General features: G+C 31.3%; 12 protein-coding genes, 2 tRNA genes and 3 rRNA genes. 8 read left to right on the forward strand and 9 right to left on the reverse strand.

The features are described 5' to 3' along the window. Window positions 1-56: 56 nt before the first annotated feature. Window positions 57-767 (forward strand): 23S rRNA (cytidine-2'-O)-methyltransferase TlyA, encoded by a 711-nt coding sequence (gene tlyA / locus LPB137_RS10240; protein ID WP_076087687.1) that lies wholly within the window; start codon window positions 57-59, stop codon window positions 765-767. Further along, window positions 736-1,575 carry a bifunctional riboflavin kinase/FAD synthetase gene (locus LPB137_RS10245; RefSeq protein ID WP_076089341.1) on the forward strand — a complete coding sequence of 280 codons (840 nt, stop codon included), beginning with the start codon at window positions 736-738 and terminating at the stop codon, window positions 1,573-1,575. Before tlyA ends, LPB137_RS10245 begins: the two co-directional genes overlap by 32 nt. Here the strand turns inward: LPB137_RS10245 and LPB137_RS10250 are convergent. Both LPB137_RS10250 and LPB137_RS10255 read right to left on the reverse strand, forming a co-directional pair. Continuing rightward, window positions 1,572-2,009, reverse strand: coding sequence for a hypothetical protein (locus tag LPB137_RS10250; protein WP_076087689.1), 438 nt, complete (start codon window positions 2,007-2,009; stop codon window positions 1,572-1,574). The two genes, LPB137_RS10245 and LPB137_RS10250, sit on opposite strands and share 4 nt — an antisense overlap. A gap of 56 nt (window positions 2,010-2,065) precedes the next feature. Continuing rightward, window positions 2,066-7,297, reverse strand: a complete 5,232-nt coding sequence (locus LPB137_RS10255) for a putative Ig domain-containing protein (RefSeq protein WP_076087692.1) — start codon at window positions 7,295-7,297, stop codon at window positions 2,066-2,068. Between the two features lie 269 nt (window positions 7,298-7,566). On the opposite strand from LPB137_RS10255, the gene cmoA reads away from it, so the two are divergent. From cmoA to LPB137_RS10285, 6 genes are read left to right on the forward strand one after another with little or no spacing between them, the layout of a single operon-like run. Beyond that, window positions 7,567-8,274 (forward strand): carboxy-S-adenosyl-L-methionine synthase CmoA, encoded by a 708-nt coding sequence (gene cmoA, locus LPB137_RS10260; RefSeq protein WP_076087694.1) that lies wholly within the window; start codon window positions 7,567-7,569, stop codon window positions 8,272-8,274. A 20-nt stretch (window positions 8,275-8,294) separates the two neighbouring features. After that, window positions 8,295-8,801, forward strand: a complete 507-nt coding sequence (bcp, locus tag LPB137_RS10265; RefSeq protein ID WP_076087696.1) for a thioredoxin-dependent thiol peroxidase — start codon at window positions 8,295-8,297, stop codon at window positions 8,799-8,801. 10 nt (window positions 8,802-8,811) lie between these two features. Continuing rightward, window positions 8,812-9,795 (forward strand): plasminogen-binding N-terminal domain-containing protein, encoded by a 984-nt coding sequence (locus LPB137_RS10270; protein ID WP_076087698.1) that lies wholly within the window; start codon window positions 8,812-8,814, stop codon window positions 9,793-9,795. Then, window positions 9,795-11,180: an FAD-binding oxidoreductase gene (locus LPB137_RS10275; RefSeq protein WP_076087702.1), complete on the forward strand. Its 1,386-nt coding sequence runs from the start codon at window positions 9,795-9,797 to the stop codon at window positions 11,178-11,180. The genes LPB137_RS10270 and LPB137_RS10275 overlap by 1 nt, the downstream gene beginning before the upstream one ends. 7 nt (window positions 11,181-11,187) lie before the next feature. Continuing rightward, complete coding sequence (locus LPB137_RS10280; protein WP_076087704.1) at window positions 11,188-11,991, forward strand: YihY family inner membrane protein; 804 nt, start codon at window positions 11,188-11,190, stop codon at window positions 11,989-11,991. Continuing rightward, window positions 11,988-12,929 (forward strand): hypothetical protein, encoded by a 942-nt coding sequence (locus tag LPB137_RS10285; protein ID WP_076087706.1) that lies wholly within the window; start codon window positions 11,988-11,990, stop codon window positions 12,927-12,929. Before LPB137_RS10280 ends, LPB137_RS10285 begins: the two co-directional genes overlap by 4 nt. A gap of 97 nt (window positions 12,930-13,026) precedes the next feature. Here the strand turns inward: LPB137_RS10285 and rrf are convergent. The 7 genes from rrf to LPB137_RS10320 form a co-directional block, all read right to left on the reverse strand. Further along, window positions 13,027-13,142: ribosomal RNA gene (gene rrf / locus LPB137_RS10290) — 5S ribosomal RNA — on the reverse strand. 157 nt (window positions 13,143-13,299) lie between these two features. Beyond that, a 23S ribosomal RNA gene (locus tag LPB137_RS10295) occupies window positions 13,300-16,215 on the reverse strand. Between the two features lie 300 nt (window positions 16,216-16,515). After that, window positions 16,516-16,591, reverse strand: a tRNA-Ala gene (locus LPB137_RS10300). A gap of 41 nt (window positions 16,592-16,632) precedes the next feature. Beyond that, window positions 16,633-16,709: transfer RNA gene (locus LPB137_RS10305), tRNA-Ile, on the reverse strand. Between the two features lie 98 nt (window positions 16,710-16,807). Continuing rightward, window positions 16,808-18,324, reverse strand: a 16S ribosomal RNA gene (locus LPB137_RS10310). The 16S, 23S and 5S rRNA genes sit together here with 2 tRNA genes alongside, the layout of an rRNA operon. A 351-nt stretch (window positions 18,325-18,675) precedes the next feature. After that, entirely contained in the window at window positions 18,676-20,019 is a 1,344-nt protein-coding gene (locus LPB137_RS10315) for an HlyD family type I secretion periplasmic adaptor subunit (RefSeq protein ID WP_076087708.1), read from the reverse strand. Further along, window positions 20,012-22,168, reverse strand: a complete 2,157-nt coding sequence (locus tag LPB137_RS10320; RefSeq protein WP_076087712.1) for a type I secretion system permease/ATPase — start codon at window positions 22,166-22,168, stop codon at window positions 20,012-20,014. Before LPB137_RS10320 ends, LPB137_RS10315 begins: the two co-directional genes overlap by 8 nt. Window positions 22,169-22,177 lie beyond the last annotated feature (9 nt).

Genomic DNA, 22,177 nt, shown 5'->3' on the forward strand with positions numbered 1-22,177 from the left:
CTTTTTCAAAACATTTAATAATTAGTTTTTGATAAAACTTTTACTATAATTCCGCCATGAGATTAGATCAATATGTAAAAGAGCACTTTAATATTCAAAGTAGAAATAAAGCAAATGAGCTTATAAAAGCAAATAAAATAAAAGTAAATAATAAAATAATTACTAAAGCATCATTTGAAGTTAATGATGAAAATAATGTTGAAATATTAGAAGAAGATTTCTATGTTTCAAGAGCAGCTTATAAGCTAAAATACTTTTTAGATGAAATAGCAAACTTAGACTTTAAAAGTAAAGAAGCACTTGATATTGGAAGTAGTACAGGTGGTTTTACACAAATACTTTTAGAAAAAAATATTAACAGTGTTACATGTGTTGATGTAGGTTCTAATCAGTTACATGAAAGAATTAAAGATAATAATAAAATAACTTTTTTTGAGAATACTGATATTAGAATTTTTAAAAGCAAAGAACCTTTTGAAATAGTAACTTGTGATGTTTCTTTTATTTCTATATTAAATATCATTGAAGATATAAATAGACTATCTTCAAAAGAAATAATTATTTTATTCAAACCTCAATTTGAGGTTGGAACAAATGTCAAAAGAGATAAAAAAGGTGTAGTAAAAGATAAAAAAGCTATTACAAGAGCAAGAAATATTTTTCTTGATAAAACACAATTTTTAAACTGGGAACTAAAATATAACTCAATGAGTAAACTACAAGGAAAAGATGGAAATGAAGAAGAACTTTTCTACTTTAGTAAGTAAAAATACAATAACATCACTTGCTATTGGTGGTTTTGATGGAATGCATTGTGCACATCAAGAATTATTTAAACATTTAGATGAAAACGGCGCAATTTTATCTATTGAATCAGGATATGCTACATTAACTCCTAAAAAATATAGACAAGAGTATTCTAAATATCCTATTTATTATTATGTTTTAAAAGATATAAAACATCTTGCAGGTGATGAGTTTATAAAACTTTTAAAAGAGCAATACCCAAAACTTCAAAAAATAGTTGTAGGTTTTGATTTTTGTTTTGGTAAAAATAGAGGATATTGTATTCCTCAATTAAAAGAGATATTTGAAGGAGAGGTAGTTGTAGTTGATGAGTTTAAAATTGATAATATTCCTGTTCATTCTAGAACAATTAGAGAATATATATCAAATGGTGAGTTAACAATTGCAAATAAACTATTAAATAAAGAATATAAAATCTATGGAACACAAATCAAAGGTCAAGGTTTAGGTTCTAAAAGTTTTGTACCAACAATAAATTTAAAAGTGGATGATTTTTTATTACCACAAGCTGGTGTTTATATTACTAAGACTATTTTAGATGAAAAAGAATATGATTCTATTACATTTCTAGGTCATAGAGTTACAACTGATGGCTCTTATGCAATTGAAACACATATTCTCAATAGTGATATAAAAGATGATGAATATGAGATTCAAATTAAGTTTTTTAAAAAAATTCGTGATAATAAAAAATTCGAATCTTTTGAAGGACTAAAACAGCAAATATTATCAGATATTAATGAGGCTAAAGATTACTTTTTAAATTAATTATTTATTTCGAAAGTATATCTTATTTTTCTATATTTTTTATGATTAGAAATAATAAATACCTTATCAAGTTTTAATCTTTTTTTTGTAAAAATTGCTTTTTCTGCTTTAAACTTTATGTTTTTATATCTACCAATCAAAGCATACATAATAAAATTTCCTTCTAAGAAATAGCCTTTATTAAAATCTATTTCTAATTCTTTAGTTGATAAATTACCATTTAGATAATAAGAAGATTCAGCTATTACTTTTTCTTTATTATAGAATTTGAATTTCTTTAATTTTTTTAGATTTATGTTCTTTGATTCTGCAGTAATTTTATATGCGATTTTTTCTTCTGTAATTTTATATTCTTTTATATCATATAAGTTAATTGTTCTAGAGTTTAAAATTGAAAAAGAGAGAAGTAAGAAGAATATAATTTTCTTGTACATTTAAGACCTAATTTTTTATTATTTTATAAAAAGAGAGTTAAGCCTCTCTTTTTATATTAATCATTTGGATTTATACCCGTTTGATTTTCAAAATATTGTAATGCACCACTACCTGTATATAAATAATCAGAATCAGTATATCCTATTTGATTTATTTCAGATTCAACAATGTCATTAGAAGAATTAAGCTCAAATGACATTAGTACTTTGTAATCAGTTGATAAATCAACTTTAATTTTACCATCCTCTTTTCTCCAACTTGCACTTGATACTTCTGCACCATAGCTGAAGTGATCACCATATTCATCTGAACCACTAAACATACCTTTAGCCACAATACCATTTGACTTCAACATAAATGTAGTGTTTGCAGTTTGAAAATATGTGTTACCATTTGTAAATAGTGTAACTAATTCATCAATATCTGTAGCACCATGATCATCCCAGCCCCATGTATCAGACTCATTTGTTTCAACAGTATTTGTAAACTTAATATCACTTTTAAATAAATCTTCTCCTACTTGTACTGTATTCATTATTTCAGCACTACCTTCTTCTCCTGCTTGAGTAATATTAAAAGTACTAGATGTTGTAGTTAAATCTGTAGTAAATGTTTCAGATTCAGAGTAAACATAAGTACCATCATCATTATCATACATTTTTAATGTAATAGAACCATTATTAACCGTCATAATATCATACCATGGATTCTTACCTGTTAATATAGCTGTATCACCTACAGATAATGTAGCTAGTGCTGCATCAGGATACGAATCAACTGTACTAAAAGAATGTACTCTTAGTTTTGTTGGAGTTGTGATTTGATCATATAATGTACCATCATCAGAAGATAATCTTACTTCTGCTCTAAATCTAGCTTCATCAATACCTAAATCAAAAGAAGAATCAGTTGTAATAACTTTTTCATCATAATTCTCAATTACCGTACCTGAACCATCAACTTTACTTACATTAAAAATAATATCCGCTCCACTTGTTGCAATGCTTACAGCAAACTTCACAGAAGCATCATCATTTGCAGTTGAAGTTTCTGCAAATTTATGATTGCCATTTGTATAATCAGTATAATCTTCTGCCTCGATATTCCCTGTTGAATCATATCTTCCTACATAATATTGTATTCGATTATTTCTAAGTTGAATATGTGCATAAATTCTTTCATCAGCTGAATTAATATTATTCATTACAGCTTGGAAAGAACCTCTACTTGTAGTTGAATCTACCTCATCAACATCTCGTAATCTAATTTTTGCTTTAATTTCTGATTTAGGTATATTAAAACTTCTTTTAGCTTGAGCTTTAGAAGAAATCCCATCTGCTTTATAAGCATTAACTTTTAAAGTACCATATTCTTCACTAACCTTTACATCATTTCCATTTACTAAATAATCACTAGAATATTTACTATTCCCCCATGTTGTACCTAGTGCTTCAACTTTTGTTTCATCTTCAAGCACAAAATCAATCATTTCTTGCCCTGTTAAAATAGTATCATCAATTTTTGTAATACTTAAAACAATATCATCAATTTTTGAATTATCAGCAGTTGGCATAGTTTGAGGTTCTGCTTCTGCACTTTCAAAATGTGCATAAGTTACTCCTGAATATGAATCATACCAATCAACTACTTTACAATCTAAAGTACCTTCAATTTTAGCTTCTTCAACACTTATAATATCACCTTCATAACATAAGTTTTGCCAGTTTGTTCCAAAACTTGTAATATCTAAAGCTGTTGATACATCATACATCTTAGATAAATCAACTTTCACTTCCTTAATATCTTCATCATCATCTACTTCTAAAGTATATGCAGTTGTACCAGCTAATGATAATTTAATTGAAGTTATCTCATCTTTATCTTCTTGAGTTAAACCTGTTTCTTCATCTTCAATATCACCATCATAACCAAGAGGTAATTCTAATAATAAATCAGCAGCTTGAGATAGAAATGCTTTTGCTTCTGGTAATCTAGAACTTGCATCTGAAGTTAATTTATAAACAGTCCCTTCGTTTAAAACAGCTGCTAGATCAACATTAATATTTCTATATTCGTTACCTTCATAATCTCTTATTTCAATATCAGCATTACTTCCCCACTGATAAGATGATTGCTGTTTTAACTGTGCAGCGAAACTTAAAATACCCGCTCTTAAGGCTAAAGAATCATTATAATTCATATTTTCACCATCGTAAGTATATACATCATCATCTGAACTAAATAAGTTTCCAAATTCATCACTAATTTTCTTTAATTCATCAGCAACTTTATTTAATTTTTGTGTTGATACTGAACTTAAGTTTGTAGCATCATCTTTAACCGATACAGTAACTGTGTTCATTACAGTTGATCTTACAATTGTATTAAGTGTAGAAAGTGAGCTAATAGCTGAACCATCATCTAAATTTAATAAAGAAGCAATATCATCATCATTTGCAATTTCTGCAAGTGAAATGGATAATCTTACAATTTCAGCTTCAGGATTTGTATTTTCATTTAATAAATCTTTTGCTTCATTTAATTTAATATCAATATTTTCTGTTTCTAGATCAATTGATTTAATTTTTTCAATAGCATCATCTACATCTTTATTTAAAGGAAGACTTCCATCAGTAACATTTATACTAGCTGTGTACATTTGAGAAGATGCACCAGCAGTATCTTTAACACTAAACTCAAAAGTATCAGTTCCTGTAAATCCTTCATCAGTTGTATACGTAAATGTTCCATCAAGATTAGATGTTAATGTTCCACCATTAATTGCTCCAAATTCAAAAGTAATAGTATCTCCAACATCAATATCATTTCCAGTTAATGTTCCATTTAAAGTTAATGAAGTAGATGAATCTAAGTTAAATGATTGATTTGATGATGTTGGTGCATCATTTGAATTTTCAATAACAATTTCAAATGTATTAGAAACGCTTAATCCTAATTTATCTGTTGCTATTACTTTAATATCAATCTCACCAACATTCTCATTTTCTCCTACTACGCTAAGAATATTTTCGTTTAATGTAATCCATGTAGGTAAAACACTTCCATCCGATAAAGTAGCTTTAAATGATAAAGTATCATTTGCATCTACATCTGCAAAATAGTCATTTAAATTGATATTAGTTGGAGTATCTTCTATAAAAGTAATATTTCCAGGGATTGTAGGTGTAGATACTGTAGGAGAATCGTTTCTATCTCTAACGTCTAATGTAAATGTATCAGAGATATCAATTAAACCATCACTAGCAATTACTACAATTGTTAACATATTAATATCTGCATTACCTGGTGTACCATTAAATATTCCATCTTCAAAACTTAACCAAGAAGGAAGAGAAGCTCCCCCTTCAAGTGTAGCTGTATAAGTTAAAGTATCATTTGCATCTATATCTTCAAAATTTGACTTTATGTCAAGACTAAATAATACAGTTTGTTCTGCCGCTGTATCCAAAATAGGTGTCTTAACTTTTGGTGCATCATTTAGATTATTTACAGTTAATGTAAAAATATCACTAACCATTAAACCTTTTATATCACTTGCAGTAACTTTTAAACTTATATTTCCAACATTTGTATTTGTAGGAGTTGCACTTAGTACTCCATTTTCAAAACTTACCCAAGAAGGTAATATTGTTCCATCTTCTAAAGTTGCAGAATAAGTTAATTCGTCGTCTATATCTATATCTGCAAAGTTTGGTTTTACATCAATTGAAAGAGTATTATCTCCTTGATTAATTGAGGCATCTTTAATTTCACTTGAAACAGTAGGAGCATCATTTATATTTAATACTTCAACAAATACTTTTTTAGTTCCAAGAGTAGTATTTCCACTGTTTACTTCTATATCAAAAGTAAAAGAGCCTACATCTGAATTTGATGGATTGTCAAAAACAAGTTCTTTTTCTTCGCTATCATCAAAAACCCAAGTAGGCAAACCTGTAACTGAATAAATAAAATCTTCACTTCCTTCTATATTATTAAAAGCATCTGATAAAGATAATTCTATTTTCATACCTTGATATACATTTACTTTAGGAATTGAAACTTTCGAAACTTTTCTTTCATTAATTTTTGCTAGAATTTCTGAGTACTTAGGATAAGTAGTAATAAAATCTGAATTTATAACTTCATAAAAATTGTTAAATTCAATTACAGGATCAGTAATAGCTACTAATTCATTTGCAATTGTATCAATATCTCCACTCACACCTAGAATATCTAATTCATTTACAATACCTATTTTTCTTAATTCACTTTTAGATTTTTTTAAAATAGCTGAGTTTTCATCTAAAACTTCTACATAACCATCAGTTACTTCATCTTTTTCTATTGCTTCTTCTAGTTTTGAAGTTTGCTCTTCAACTACAATAATTACTTTTTCAACAATATCCTCAAAAGTTTCGCCAGATTCTTTATTTAAATCAATTTGCTCAAAGGCTTTATCAATATTATCTGATACAGTTTTAATACTTTTTGTAACTTCTGTAGTTAGAATTTTTCCTGTTAATGTAAATAATTCAGAAGTATTATTTTCTGCTTCTTTAGTTGTCTCGTCAACAACTTTTTCAATATTAGCAGTTGTGTCATCTTTTAATGCTTCAACTTTTTTTGCAAGTGTTTGGATTACTTTCTCTTGAATTTCATCATTTGAAGTTGAACCATCATCTAAGGCCTTAGAAATAAGCTCAACCGTTTTTTGAACTTGTAAAGCTACTTTATTCAATTCTGTATTTTTCTTCGAAATAAAGTCATCAGAAATATCTACATCAGAAGAAATACCAAGTACTTTTTTCAATGTTTCTTTTTTAGTGTTAACAATATCTTTAATTTCTGATTCAGTTTTATTTGATAGATCTTCAGCTTGAACCATTTTAGATACAACTGTAGTCATAGGAGTAAGATTATTACTTGAACCATTATTAGGTGCTTCAAGTTTTCCTTCAAAGGCTTGATTAGTGTCAGTATCAATACCTCCAGTCGCAATTAATGGTGCAATATTAAAATTCGTGTGACTTCTTTGTTCAGAAGTAAGAGAAATAGAATAACTACCCTTTTCATCTGTTATCGCAAAAGGTTCTAAATCAGAAGTAAAAGAACCATCTAAGTCAAGGTCAAGAAAAACTTTTGAATTTTTAATATACCCATCAATTACAGATCCACTTAACCCACTTAAAGAACTAGAAGACGTTCCACTACCTGAACCAAAACAACCTACAAGCAAAGTTGCAGCAACAGTCGATAAGACAACATTTTTTACACTTTTATTCATACTTTCTCCTTAATTATAATTATTTGTTATAATAAAACTACATAATTATTACATAATTAAGCTTATTATTCTCACTTAAAATAAGCTTTATTTACTATGTTTTATCTGTAAAACTTATATTTATTTATTATTTACATATTAATTGTAATAAAACATAAAAAAATTATATATTTTACAAGTTATAATTTTATAATTCTTAAAAAATAAAATTTACTACTTTGTTTAATTAATTAATACATATTAATAAGCATTTAGATAAAATAATACTTATGGTAGATAAAGTATTTGAAAAATCAATAATAAAACAATTTGAATTTGATGAAGAAGTTGCATCAGTATTTGATGATATGTTAAATAGATCAGTTCCTTTTTATAAAGAGATGCAAAGATTATCAATAAATTTTGCATGTAATTTTTTAGAAGAAAATGATAAAGTATATGACTTAGGTTGTTCAACAGCTTCAACTTTAATTGAATTAAGTAAACACTGTGAACATAACTTAGAGTTAATTGGTATTGATAACTCAAGTGCTATGTTAAATAGAGCAGCTAAAAAAGCAAAAGCTTTTGGTGTTGATATAGAACTAATAAATGCAGACTTACACGATGTCGAATACGCAAATGCAAAACTAATTCTCTCAAACTATACATTACAATTTATAAGACCCTTACAAAGAGAAAAATTAGTAAAAAAAGTTTTTGATTCATTAAAAGAAGAAGGTATTTTTATTTTTAGTGAAAAAGTAATATCTTCAAATTCAAAATTAAACAAACAAAGTATAGACGAATATTATGAATTTAAAAAAACACAGGGCTATTCTGAGTTTGAAATTTCTCAAAAAAGAGAAGCTTTAGAAAACGTTTTAATACCATATACAGAAGAAGAAAATAGAAAAATGATATTAGATGCAGGATTCTCACATTGTGAGACAATTTTTAAATGGGTAAATTTTGCCACATTTATTGCAATAAAATAGAAGATGAAGGATTTAATTATATGTTAGAAATAGGAAATAAAGCACCAGATTTTTGTGCACCAAATCAAGATGATGTTGAGATTTGTTCAAGAGATTTAGACGGTAAATGGATAGTATTATATTTTTATCCAAAAGATTTAACTCCAGGATGTACTACTCAAGCTTGTGATTTTACAAGTTCACATTTAGAGTTTGACGACTTAGATGCAGTTATTTTAGGTGTTTCACCTGATGATGCAGCAAAGCATAGAAAATTTATTGAAAAACATGATTTATCAATCACGCTATTAGCAGATGAAAATAAAAAAATGTGTGAAGATTATGGTGTTTGGCAACTAAAAAAATTCATGGGTAAAGAATATATGGGAGTTGTTAGAAGTACTTTTATAATATCACCTGAGGGTAAAATTGCTGCTGTTTGGGAAAAAGTAAGTGTACGAAAGAAGAAAACTGTAAAAGGTGAGAAAATAGAAATCTTACACGTAAATGAAGTAAAAGAAAAACTTCAAGAACTACAAGCAAACTAAGGACTAAAAAATGAATAAATTTTTACTAATTGCAGTAACAACATTACTATCAATGACAATTGCTAATGCAAAAACTACAGTATGTTATAAAAAAGATTGGAATTCTCCTTCTACAATTGAAACAACTTCATTAGATGGTGGAGAATGTGCAAGTAAATATTCAATAAAACAAATGAAAGATATGGGATGGAATGTATTAGATATTAAAATAGATTCTTCTGAAAATAATTTAAGTTATCAGTATCTTTTAACAAATGATGCAATCAATACAAACAGCACTCAAGAAGTAAAAGTTGCTTCAAATACAAATAATCAATTATCATTTAAAGCAATTGGTGCAAAAATTGTTGATGTAAAAGATAACAAAACTACTATTGATATTGGTAATTTAATTATTGGTCAAAGTGGTATAGTTATTCATATTTATGATAATGACAAAAGATTAATTGTAGCAAATGCAGAAGTTATCGAATCAAATGAAACATCATCTGTTGTTAAATTTTCTGAATTTAAAGATATAAAACAAGATGCAATTCCTACATCAAATAGAACTGTACAAAAAGATGATATTTTAGTTTTAAACTATTTATATACAGCATCATTACTAATTGCTCCTAATTTAGAAACATTCCAAACTGTAAGAGGAAGCTTTAAATACAATAACTTTTTACATTCAGACATTTTTGCTACTAAATTAAAAATAGATAATATGCCTTTTTTAACAAAAAAATATATTCAAAACTATGCTATTAATCAAAATTTAGGAACTATATTTTTAGTTGCCAATCAAAAAGTTAATGTATTAGATACAAAAACTTTAAAAATATTAACAAGTTACGATATTGCTTATGACACAAGTAAAACTGAGATGCCATTTTATACAAGAGTTACTGATATTGAAAAATCTAATTTAGATATAGATTTTAATGTATTTACTAGTAAAGAAAACCTAAGTTATGATCAATACTACAAACAATTATTAGGGTTAAAATAATGATAGAACAAAGACATTTAGACTTCATTACAAATATTGTAGGAAGTGAAAATATAAAAAGTGATAAAGCACACTTAATTGCTTATTCTTATGACGCAACTAAAACTAGATTTGAACCAGATGCTGTTGTATTTCCAAGACATGAAGAAGATATCTCACAGATATTAAAATATTGTAATGAACATGAAGTAGTAATTGTTCCAAGAGGTGCAGGTTCAGGCTTTACAGGTGGAGCTTTACCTGCAAATGGTGGGATTTCACTTTCACTAGAGAGACATATGGATAAGCTTTTAGAAATTGATATGGAAAATATGGTTGGAGTTGTTCAACCAGGTCTTATTAATATGGATTTTCAAAAAGCTGTTGAAGCTGTTGGATTATTTTATCCGCCAGATCCAGCTAGTGAAAACTACTCTACTTTAGGTGGAAATGTTTCTGAAAATGCTGGTGGAATGAGAGCTGCTAAATATGGAATTACAAAAGATTATGTAATGGCATTAAGAGCTGTTTTACCAAATGGTGATATTATAAAAGCTGGTAAAAAAACTATTAAAGATGTTGCAGGTTATAACACTGCAGGAATTTTAATAGCAAGTGAAGGAACACTAGCTGTTATTACTGAAATTACTCTAAAATTAATTCCAAAACCAAGACATAAAAAAACTTATATGGGAATTTTTCCAAGTGTTGAAAATGCTATGAATGCAGTATTTAAATCACTTGCAAAAGGCGCAAATCCTGTTGCTATGGAATTTTTAGATTCACTTGTAATTAAAGCCTTAAGAGATAAGTTAAATGTTGATTTACCAGAAGAAGCAGGTGCTATTTTAATTGGTGATGTAGATGGTAACTTAGAAGATGAAGTAATTTTTCAATTAGATACTCTAAAAGAATCTTTTTTAGAAAATGGTTCTACTGATTTTATAATTGCAGAAAATGAAGAAGAAGGTAATAAACTTTGGTTTGCAAGAAGAAATGCATCACCAGCAGTTACAATTTATGGAACAAAAAAACTTAATGAAGATATTTCAGTTCCACGATCAAAACTTCCAGAAGCCTTAGCAGGTATTTATGAAATTGGTGAAAAATATGGTTTCCAAGTTCCTTGTTTTGGTCATGCAGGAGATGGTAATATCCATGTTAATGTTATGGTAAAAGATAAAGACAATGAAAAAGAAATGGAAGATGGTCATAAAGCCATTGAAGATATTTTCCAATTTGTTGTAGATATGGGTGGAACTTTAAGTGGTGAGCATGGTATTGGTACTTCAAAAGCACCATTTATGTCAATTGCATTTAATGATGAAGAAATGAATCTATTTAGAAGTATTAAAAAGGCTTTCGATCCAAAGAATATTTTAAACCCAAATAAAATGGGATTATAATGTAAATATGAATGAAAACAATAGTGAAAAAAGTTTAGCAAAAAAGACTCTAGATTTATTAGATTCTTTTTTCAATGATGATACAACATATTATGCAGCATCATTAAGCTTTTTTACTATATTTTCAATTCTGCCTATAATTGCATTATTAATAGCAATAATATCTAACTTTCAAGAATTTGAAAGCTATCTCGAAATATTTACTTCATATATATTTGATATTATAAACCCAACGCACTCAGAAGATATTATAAGTTCACTAAAAAATTATATTTCAAACTCTAATGAATTAGGAACCATTGGAATTGTATATATGCTTTTTGTATTTATAATGTTTTTTAAAGATTACGAATATATAGTAAATAAAATTCATAAAACAAAAAGAAAATCAATTCATATTTCTTTTATCTTTTATTCAATTTTTTTAGTATTAATTCCTATAATTTTTATAGCACTTAATATAATTGTATCTTTTTATAATAATACTATATTTGATAAATTTATATCATATTTATTTTCATGGTTAATTTTTTATGCTCTATTCAAATTTAGCGTGAATCGTAAAATAGATAATAAAGCAGCACTAATATCTTCTTTAGTAACACTTCTAAGTCTTTCTCTTACAAAAAATCTCTTTATATACTATGTAATTTATAATAAAACATACACAACAATTTATGGCTCACTAGCAACACTACTATTTACATTTTTTTGGATTTATATTTCTTGGATTATTTATTTATATGGAATAAAAATGTGTCATAAACTAAATTTAAAAGCAATCTTAAACAAAAAGGCAAATCAATTATGAAAAGAGTATTATTACCTTTACTTCTAGCAAATAGTGTAAATCTATTTGCACAAGATAACAACTCATATTTAGAGAATTTTCTTACAAGTACAAATGATCAAAGAAAAGATATTCACAACTATTTAATTGCTATATCAACTAACTTAGATAATTATGTTGATAATAGCAAAATTGATATGAACCAGTACTCTTCAACTTATGGATTAATTCAATTTTCAGCATTTCAAGACCAACATGGAAGTGTAAAATTTGATCAAAAAGTTAAATTAAAATTAAAACTTCCAAAACTAAAAGATAGATTTAGATTAGTATTTGAAAGTGATGAAATAGATGAAAATAAAGATTTTGTTGAAGACCATAAAACTAATAATAATGATGATTTTAATTTAGGTTTATCTTATGAGGCTTTAAAGAAAGATTATAAATTTAAAGCAAAAGTTGGATTAAAATTAAGAAGTAAACTTGACCCATTTTTAAAACTTAGTTTAAACAGAACATGGGAAGATATTTATTATGATGTAGATTATACTTTAGGTCAAACATTAAAGCAATCAGTTATTAAGAAACTTGAATCTACTTCATATATGAGATTTGATAAAAGTCTAAATGATTACTATTCATTACATAATTATAGTGAATACTATTGGCAGTCAGAAGAAAGTAGAAATAGTCAAATAATTAACTCAACTTATTTAAACCAACAAATCAATTCAAAGAACTATCTTACATATACTGTATCAACAAATATAGATAATCAAGATACAAACCTAAGAATAAAAAGAAATACACTACAAATCCATTATAGACACTTTATAAAGAAATGGTTATACGTAGATACAATTCCTGAGAATTATTATAGCTATGATAATAATTTTAAACCAAGATACGCAATAAGATTTAATTTAGGGATATATTTTAATAAGAGTTCATATAATTAGAGTAAAAAGCTAAAACCCGAAAAAGAGGCTAAAAAAAAAGCTTACCAAATAACAATAAAGATTGTTAGTTGATAAGCTAATTGAATAAATACTCAAGAGCTGGCAGCGGCCTACGTTTCCACAAGGGGACCCTGCAGTATTATCAGCGATGAAGAGCTTGACTTCCAGGTTCGAAATGGAGCTGGGTATTTCCTCTTCTCTATAACCACCAGCAAAACTGAGTAATCAATATACGATATACGTATACTCATTACTCAACTTTAGGTTGAGTAAAGATATTAATAATGTTAAAGTCAACACATTTTATTTTTTATTCATACATACTGTACACTTAATAAGATAGTAAACCAAAGAATACTAAATTTGAATTATAAATAAGCCAAACGATCTATTAGTACTAGTCAGCTAAACGTCTTACAACGCTTACACATCTAGCCTATCAACCAGCTAGTCTTGCTGGGATCTTCAGGGAAAGTTAATCTTGGAGTTGGCTTCGTGCTTAGATGCTTTCAGCGCTTATCTCATCCGTACGTAGCTACCCAACGATGCTCTTGGCAGAACAATTGGTACACTAGTGGTACGTTCATCCCGGTCCTCTCGTACTAGGGACAAATCTCCTCAACTTTCCTACGCCCACGGAAGATAGGGACCGAACTGTCTCACGACGTTCTGAACCCAGCTCGCGTACCGCTTTAAATGGCGAACAGCCATACCCTTGGGACCTGCTTCAGCCCCAGGATGCGATGAGCCGACATCGAGGTGCCAAACCTCCCCGTCGATGTGAGCTCTTGGGGGAGATCAGCCTGTTATCCCCGGCGTACCTTTTATCCTTTGAGCGATGGCCCTTCCACACAGAACCACCGGATCACTATGACCGACTTTCGTCTCTGTTCGACTTGTATGTCTCACAGTCAAGCTAGTTTATGCCATTATACTCAACTGGCGATTTCCATCCGCCATGAACTAACCTTTGTAAGCCTCCGTTACTTTTTAGGAGGCGACCGCCCCAGTCAAACTACCCACCAGACATTGTCCTGAAAGAGGATAACTCTTCGCAGTTAGTAACTCAAATATTCAAGGGTGGTATCTCAAGGATGGCTCCACTAGAATTGGCATCCTAGTTTCATAGCCTCCCACCTATCCTGCACATGAATATCCAAGCTACAGTGTCAAGCTGTAGTAAAGGTGCACGGGGTCTTTCCGTCTTTCCGCGGGTAGGAGGAATTTTCACCTCCACTACAATTTCACTGGATCCCTGGTTGAGACAGCTCCCATCTCGTTACGCCATTCATGCAGGTCGGTATTTAACCGACAAGGAATTTCGCTACCTTAGGACCGTTATAGTTACGGCCGCCGTTTACTCGGGCTTCAATCAAATGCTTCGATAAATCTAACATCATCAGTTAACCTTCGAGCACCGGGCAGGCGTCACACCTTATACATCCTCTTACGAGTTAGCAAAGTGCTGTGTTTTTGGTAAACAGTCGGGAGGGACTCTTTGTTGCAACCTCTCTAGCTTTCGGAAGTAAATTCCTATACCAAAGTAGGCACACCTTATACCGAAGATACGGTGCTAGTTTGCAGAGTTCCTTAACCAGGGTTCTTCCACGCGCCTTAGAATACTCATCCCACCCACCTGTGTCGGTTTACGGTACGGGCAACAAACAATATGCTTAGTGGCTTTTCTTGGCACGACAGTATCATCGATTCTCCATCTCCTCCGAAGAGTGTCAGGAGCCTGTAAGATCTCGGTCTCATGTAATCCGGATTTGCCTAAATTACGACCTACGTCCTTCGACCCACTATTCCATCAGTGAGCTCGATTAACTCTATGCGTCCCCACATCACGCTTGTTTGTTGGTATTGAAATATTAATCAATTTGCCATCGTCTACCCCTTTCGGACTCGACTTAGGACCCGACTAACCCTACGATGACGAGCATCGCGTAGGAAACCTTGGGTTTTCGGCGTTGAGGATTCTCACCTCAATTATCGCTACTCATGCCTGCATGCTCACTTCTATCCGCTCCAACGCTCCTTACCGGTACATCTTCAACGCTGAATAGAACGCTCTCCTACCACTCAATATAAAATATTGAATCTAAAGCTTCGGTGCATATCTTAGCCCCGTTATATTTTCCGCGCAGAATCACTAGACCAGTGAGCTGTTACGCTTTCTTTAAAGGATGGCTGCTTCTAAGCCAACCTCCTGGTTGTCACAGTAACTCCACATCGTTTTCCACTTAGATATGACTTTGGGACCTTAGCTGTTAGTCTGGGTTGTTCCCCTCTCGACATAGGATTTTATCACCCTACGCCTGACTCCTGCGATTACACATATAGTATTCATAGTTTGATAGGGTTTGGTACCGCGGTAAGCAGCCCTAGCCCATTCAGTGCTCTACCCCTATATGCTACTACGCAAGGCTATACCTAAATATATTTCGGAGAGAACCAGCTATCACGAAGTTTGATTGGCCTTTCACCCCTATCCACAAGTCATCCGAGCACTTTTCAACGCACACCGGTTCGGTCCTCCACTGGCTCTTACACCAGCTTCAACCTGCTCATGGATAGATCACTTCGTTTCGGGTCTGCAGCATCTGACTAAGTCGCCCTATTAAGACTCGCTTTCGCTACGGCTTCGCACTTGGCTTAACCTTGCCAGACACCACAACTCGCAGGCTCATTATGCAAAAGGCAGTCCGTCACCCTGATAAATCATAGGGCTCCGAATGATTGTAAGCTAATGGTTTCAGGTTCTATTTCACTCTCCTCGCTGGAGTACTTTTCACCTTTCCCTCACGGTACTTGTTCACTATCGATCTGTAAGTAGTATTTAGGATTAGAGGGTGGTCCCCCTAGATTCAGACAAAATATCACGTGTTCCGTCCTACTCAGGATACCAATAGAGCTATTGAACATTTCGATTACAGGAGTATCACCTTCTACGCTTAACCTTTCCAGGTTATTCATCTATATTCTCTAGTCTCACATCTTGGTCCTACAACCCCCTATGCAAGCATAGGGTTTGTCCTAATCCCATTTCGCTCGCCGCTACTTTGGGAATCTCTTTTGATTTCTCTTCCTCTGGTTACTGAGATGTTTCACTTCACCAGGTTTGCCCACTTTCGTGTAACTAATATCTCTATTAGCTGGGTTGTCCCATTCGGATATCTACGGATCAAAACTTCTTGACAGTTCCCCGTAGCTTTTCGCAGTCTAGTACGTCCTTCATCGCCTCTTACAGTCTAGGCATCCACCATTAGCCCTTAATAGCTTATAATAAACAGAATTTAATCTGTCGCATTTGATAATTATTCTTTGGCTACTATCTTATTAAACATACTTTAATGCATATTTTATAAAATAATAAATTGTGTTCTATCTAATCTCTTAGATAGTTTTTAAAATTGTTTATTAATCTTTACTAATAAATTAGTATTAATTAATGAAAAAATTAAAAGACTTTAACATTATATTTTTAAATATCATTTTGGTATAAAACCAAATATAAATACTTTAATAAGTACTTATATTTAGTTTGAATAACTAAACTTTTATCAGTGTAATTTGGTTTATATGATGGTGGAGAATAGCGGGATCGAACCGCTGACCTCCTACGTGCAAGGCAGGCGCTCTCCCAGCTGAGCTAATTCCCCATCGTAGTATATTAATTATTAAGTTATAGATTATTTAAGAATGGTGGGCCTACCAGGACTTGAACCTGGGACCTCACGATTATCAGTCGAGCGCTCTAGCCAGCTGAGCTATAGGCCCCTATTACCTATTAAATAAATAATCTTTATAAACCGAACATAATACTCTTTATTTGTTTTTCTTGATGAGACTTAAAACGAATTAAGTCTCTGTCTCTGAAAGGAGGTGATCCAACCGCAGGTTCTCCTACGGTTACCTTGTTACGACTTCACCCCAGTTACTGAATCCACTGTGGAGGGTAGCTACTTTAGCATTCCCGCTTCGAATGAGTTCAATTCCCATGGTGTGACGGGCGGTGAGTACAAGACCCGGGAACGTATTCACCGTAGCATTGCTGATCTACGATTACTAGCGATTCCAACTTCAAGCAGTCGAGTTGCAGACTGCTATCCGAACTGGGAGATATTTTTGAGATTTGCTCCACCTCACGGTATTGCTGCTCTTTGTATACCCCATTGTAGCACGTGTGTAGCCCTGGACGTAAGGGCCATGATGACTTGACGTCGTCCTCACCTTCCTCCTGGTTACCCAGGCAGTCTCATTAGAGTTCTCAGCCGAACTGTTAGCAACTAATGACGAGGGTTGCGCTCGTTGCGGGACTTAACCCAACATCTCACGACACGAGCTGACGACAGCCGTGCAGCACCTGTATGATAGTTCTAGCAAGCTAGCACTATTACATCTCTGTTATATTCTATCTATGTCAAGTCCAGGTAAGGTTCTTCGCGTATCGTCGAATTAAACCACATGCTCCACCGCTTGTGCGGGTCCCCGTCTATTCCTTTGAGTTTTAATCTTGCGACCGTACTCCCCAGGCGGCACACTTAATGTGTTAACTGCATTACTGCAAGGTCTAGCCTCACAACAACTAGTGTGCATCGTTTAGGGCGTGGACTACCAGGGTATCTAATCCTGTTTGCTCCCCACGCTTTCGAATCTCAGCGTCAATAATGTTCCAGTAGATCGCCTTCGCAATCGGTATTCCTTCTGATCTCTACGGATTTTACCCCTACACCAGAAATTCCATCTACCTCTCCCATATTCTAGATAGAAAGTTTCAAAAGCAGTTCAATAGTTGAGCTATTGGATTTCACTTCTGACTTTTCTATCCGCCTACATTCTCTTTACGCCCAGTGATTCCGAGTAACGCTTGCACCCTCCGTATTACCGCGGCTGCTGGCACGGAGTTAGCCGGTGCTTATTCATATAGTACCGTCATTATCTTCCTATATAAAAGGAGTTTACGCACCGAAATGTGTCATCCTCCACGCGGCGTTGCTGCATCAGACTTTCGTCCATTGTGCAATATTCCCCACTGCTGCCTCCCGTAGGAGTCTGGACCGTGTCTCAGTTCCAGTGTGACTGATCATCCTCTCAAACCAGTTAAGCGTCATTGTCTTGGTGAGCCATTACCTCACCAACTAACTGATACTGTACAGGCCGATCTTCAAGCTATAAATATTTCCCTTGCAGTCTTAAGACTTAAAGGCATATAGGGTATTAGCAATCGTTTCCAATTGTTATCCCCTTCTTGAAGGCACGTTACCTATATATTACTCACCCGTGCGCCACTTAGCTGACAATTAAAGCAAGCTTTAATCCGTTCTCGTTCGACTTGCATGTGTTAAGCACGCCGCCAGCGTTCACTCTGAGCCAGGATCAAACTCTCCATAAAGAAGTGCGATACAAAGTTGACTTAATGTCAAGTTTTATAAACGCGTCTAGTTTGATACTGACAAATTTGTATTGTTATACAAAATTATCACTCAAATTTATAGACAAGAATTAATTCTTGTTATAATATTTTTATTTTTTTTAAATCTATTTCTTTTAGATTTTTTAGAGTATTATATTCAGTTTATAAAGATTACTTTACAAACTTCATTACATTGTTAAAGATCATCCGTTTATGTGTCGCTTGCGCTCTACTTAAATTGGACGGGAATTATAGAGAATTTTTTATACTTTGTCAAGAGGTTTTTCTTTAAATAAACTTAAATTTTAAAATTTATGTTTATTTAGGTTTTTATCTTTCGTGAAGTGCGTTTTCTTTTGTTTTTAAAATAGGTTTTAATATAAAATCTAAAATAGACTTTTTACCTGTAATAATGTCTACGCTTGTAATCATACCTGGTATGATTGGAAGTTTTTGTCCATTACGTTCTAAATAGTTTTGTTTTGTTTTTATTACAATCTTGTAGTAACTTTTTTGATTCTTATCATTTTTATCTATAATACTATCTGCTGATATTTCAGTAATTTGTCCATCTAAACCACCATAAATAGCAAAATCATAAGCTGTAATCTTTACAATTGCTTTTTGTTGTGGGTTTATAAAAGCTATATCTTTTGGGTCTATTTTCGCTTCTATTAGTAGAATATCACTTTGTGGAACTATTTCTATCAGTTCCATTCCTGATTTGATTACTCCACCTACTGTGTTAACATTTATTTGTTTTACTATTCCATCTACTGGTGAATGTAAAACTGTTTTTTCTAATTTATCAACTTCTGATACAAGTTTTGATTCATATTTCTTAATTTCAGTATTTAGTTTTTGTAATTCGTTTGAGGCTTCTGCTCTAAATATTTTAGCTTTTTCTGAAATTCTATTTTTTGCTTCTTCCATTGCATATTTTGCTTTTGGAATATTTATATAAGCATTTTGTAGATCACCTTGAAGCTGAGATAGCTCTTTTTTAATTCTGATTAAATCTACTTTTGATTTAGATCTTCTTTTTACTAAAAGCTCCATAGTTCTTGCTTCTTCTTTTACAAGCTTAAGACTTCTTCTTAATTGTGAGCTTGTATTTCTAAGCTCTTTTACTTCTTGTTCTTTTTGTTTTAGTTGAATTTTGAAAATTTCTGTTGTACTTTTTAATTCTTCTAATCTTGATTTGAAAAGTTTTTTATCGTTTTGAGCAAATACCTTTGCTTGTTTTAATACCTCTTGGGAATATTTTAATTCTGGTATTGGTTTTGAAAGATCAATTTTAGATTCTGCTTCTAATCTTACTTTTGTAATTAGTAAATGATAGTAAGTTTGTTTATTTTCTTCTAATGATGCTTCAAATCTAGTAGTGTCAATTTTCATCAACTCTTGACCTTTTTTTACTATTGCACCTTCTTTTACTAAGATTTCTGAGATTAGACCACCATCTAAACTTTGAATTGTTTTGATTTTTTCAGAAGGTATGACTTTACCCTCTCCTCTTGTTAATTCATCAATTTGTGAAAAATATGCCCACGTGAAAGCACCTACAAAAAATATAATAATAGAAAAGAATAGTAGCAATACTTTAAAATCTACTTTTGCATTTTTTTGTGCATGCAACATATTTACAAAATTTACATCTTCATTATTATGCATTTGGAACTCTTTTCACTCTTGTTGCTTTATTCCCAAACGAGGCAACAATATTATCTTTTGGACCATCAGCTACGATTTTTCCGTCTTCTACTACTATTAATCTATCAACAAGAGATAATAATGATGGTTTATGTGTTACGATAATTACTGTTTTATCTTCTATAATAGTTGAAAGTTTTTGCTTAAAGCTATTTTCAGATAATTCATCCATCATATTAGTTGGTTCATCTAATACTAAAATATTTGGATTTGAAAGAATTGCACGAGCTAGTGTAACTGATTGTCTCTCTCCTCCTGATAATCCTTCTCCTCTTTCTCCTACTATTAAATCATATCCAGATTCATGTTTTCCTAAGAAGTCATGAACTCCTGATACTTTTGATGCTTTTAATATCTGTTCATCTGTTGCGTATTGTTCACCTATTGTAATATTGTCTTTGATACTTCCCATAAATAAAAATGGTTCTTGAGGAACATATCCTATAGATCTTCTTAAATCAACTGGATCAATTTGTCTAATATCAGTATTGTCAACTAAAACTGAACCTTTTGATGGTTCGTATAGATTTAATAGTAATTTTGCAAGAGTTGATTTACCTGAACCTATTTTTCCAATAATTCCTATTTTTTCACCTTTTTTTATTTTTAGATTAATATCTTTTAATACATCAAATTTTTGATCTTTATATGCAAAGTTTACATCTTTGTAAATTATGTCTCCATTTAATTGAGGTCGGCTTAAATAGTTTTGATTAGTTTGTCTTTCTACTGGCATTTTCATAATTTCATCAATATTATTTAAAGATAACATTGTTCTATCAAGTCTTATTATCATACCTGCTATTTGAGAAACTGGTCCTATTACTCTTGAGTTTAACATCATAGCTGCAATAATTGCACCCATAGTCATAGATCCTTCACTTGCCAGTAAAACACCACCTGCAACGATTAAAACACCTGAAAGCTGAGATATTAAACCTACAAAGTATGTAACTATTTGAGATAGATAATGTGTTTTATTTCCATAATATGAAGTTTGTGAGATTGACTTTTCCCAGTGTGTTCTCATTCTATTTTGTGCTCGAACTGATTTTATAATTTCTAAACCTGTAACTGTTTCTGTTAAAACTGTCTGTTTTATTTGATCTTCTTTTGCTGAGTTTAAAATATTTTTCTTAATTGGTCTTTGCATAAAAAAAGAAAAAAGTATTGCAATAAGCATTGTAGCAACAGATATATAACCAATAGGTCCTCCAACATAGAAGATAATAAATATAAATAAAATAACAAAAGGTAAATCTACAAAAGCTGTGATAGTTGCTGTTGTAAAAAACTCTCTTACACTTTCAAAAGATTGAAGCCTACTTACAAACATTCCTGTAGAAGCAGGCTTTGAGTCTAGTTTTATATTTAACAATTGATCAAATATTTTACTTGACATTCTTATATCTGCTCTTTTTCCAGCTTGTTCTATAAAATATGCTCTAATTAGTTTTAAAATAAAATCAAAAATAAGTACAAAAACAATACCACTTAATAAAACCCATAATGTGTCAATAGCTTTATTTGGTAAAACTCTATCATAAACATTCATAGTAAACAAGGGTACAAAAATTACAAAGATGTTTATAAGTACTGCAGCTATTATTACTAGTTTATAAATACCTAGGTTTTTTTTCATAGTTCGCCAGAACCATTTTTTTGTATCTGTTACTTCAACATCTTTATCTACTCTGTTCTCAAAATTGTATGCTGGTTTTACTATAAATAAATTTCCTGTGTATAGCTTTTCTACTTCTTCAATACTTAAATTTAATTCACCTTGACTAACGTGTGGCATTATTAATTTTACTTTGTTATTTGCTGAATCAATATTTAAAACTACACATGCTTTGTTATTGTTTAAAAGCATTACTGCTGGAAGTGCAAGATTGTCTATTTCATGAAGTTTTCTATTTACTGCTTTTACAATAAGGCCTATTTTTTTCGCAGATTTTATGAACATTGCTGGAGTCATTAAGGTGTTGTGTATTGCTAATCCTGCGATTAGCGATTCTGCTGAGGCTGTACGTTTGTGAAATTTAGATAGAAAAAGAAGAGACTCTAAAAGAGTATCTTCTTCATTTGATATGTTTTGATCTATTTGCAATAGTTATCC

This window comes from Poseidonibacter parvus, assembly GCF_001956695.1.
Taxonomy (GTDB): domain Bacteria; phylum Campylobacterota; class Campylobacteria; order Campylobacterales; family Arcobacteraceae; genus Poseidonibacter; species Poseidonibacter parvus.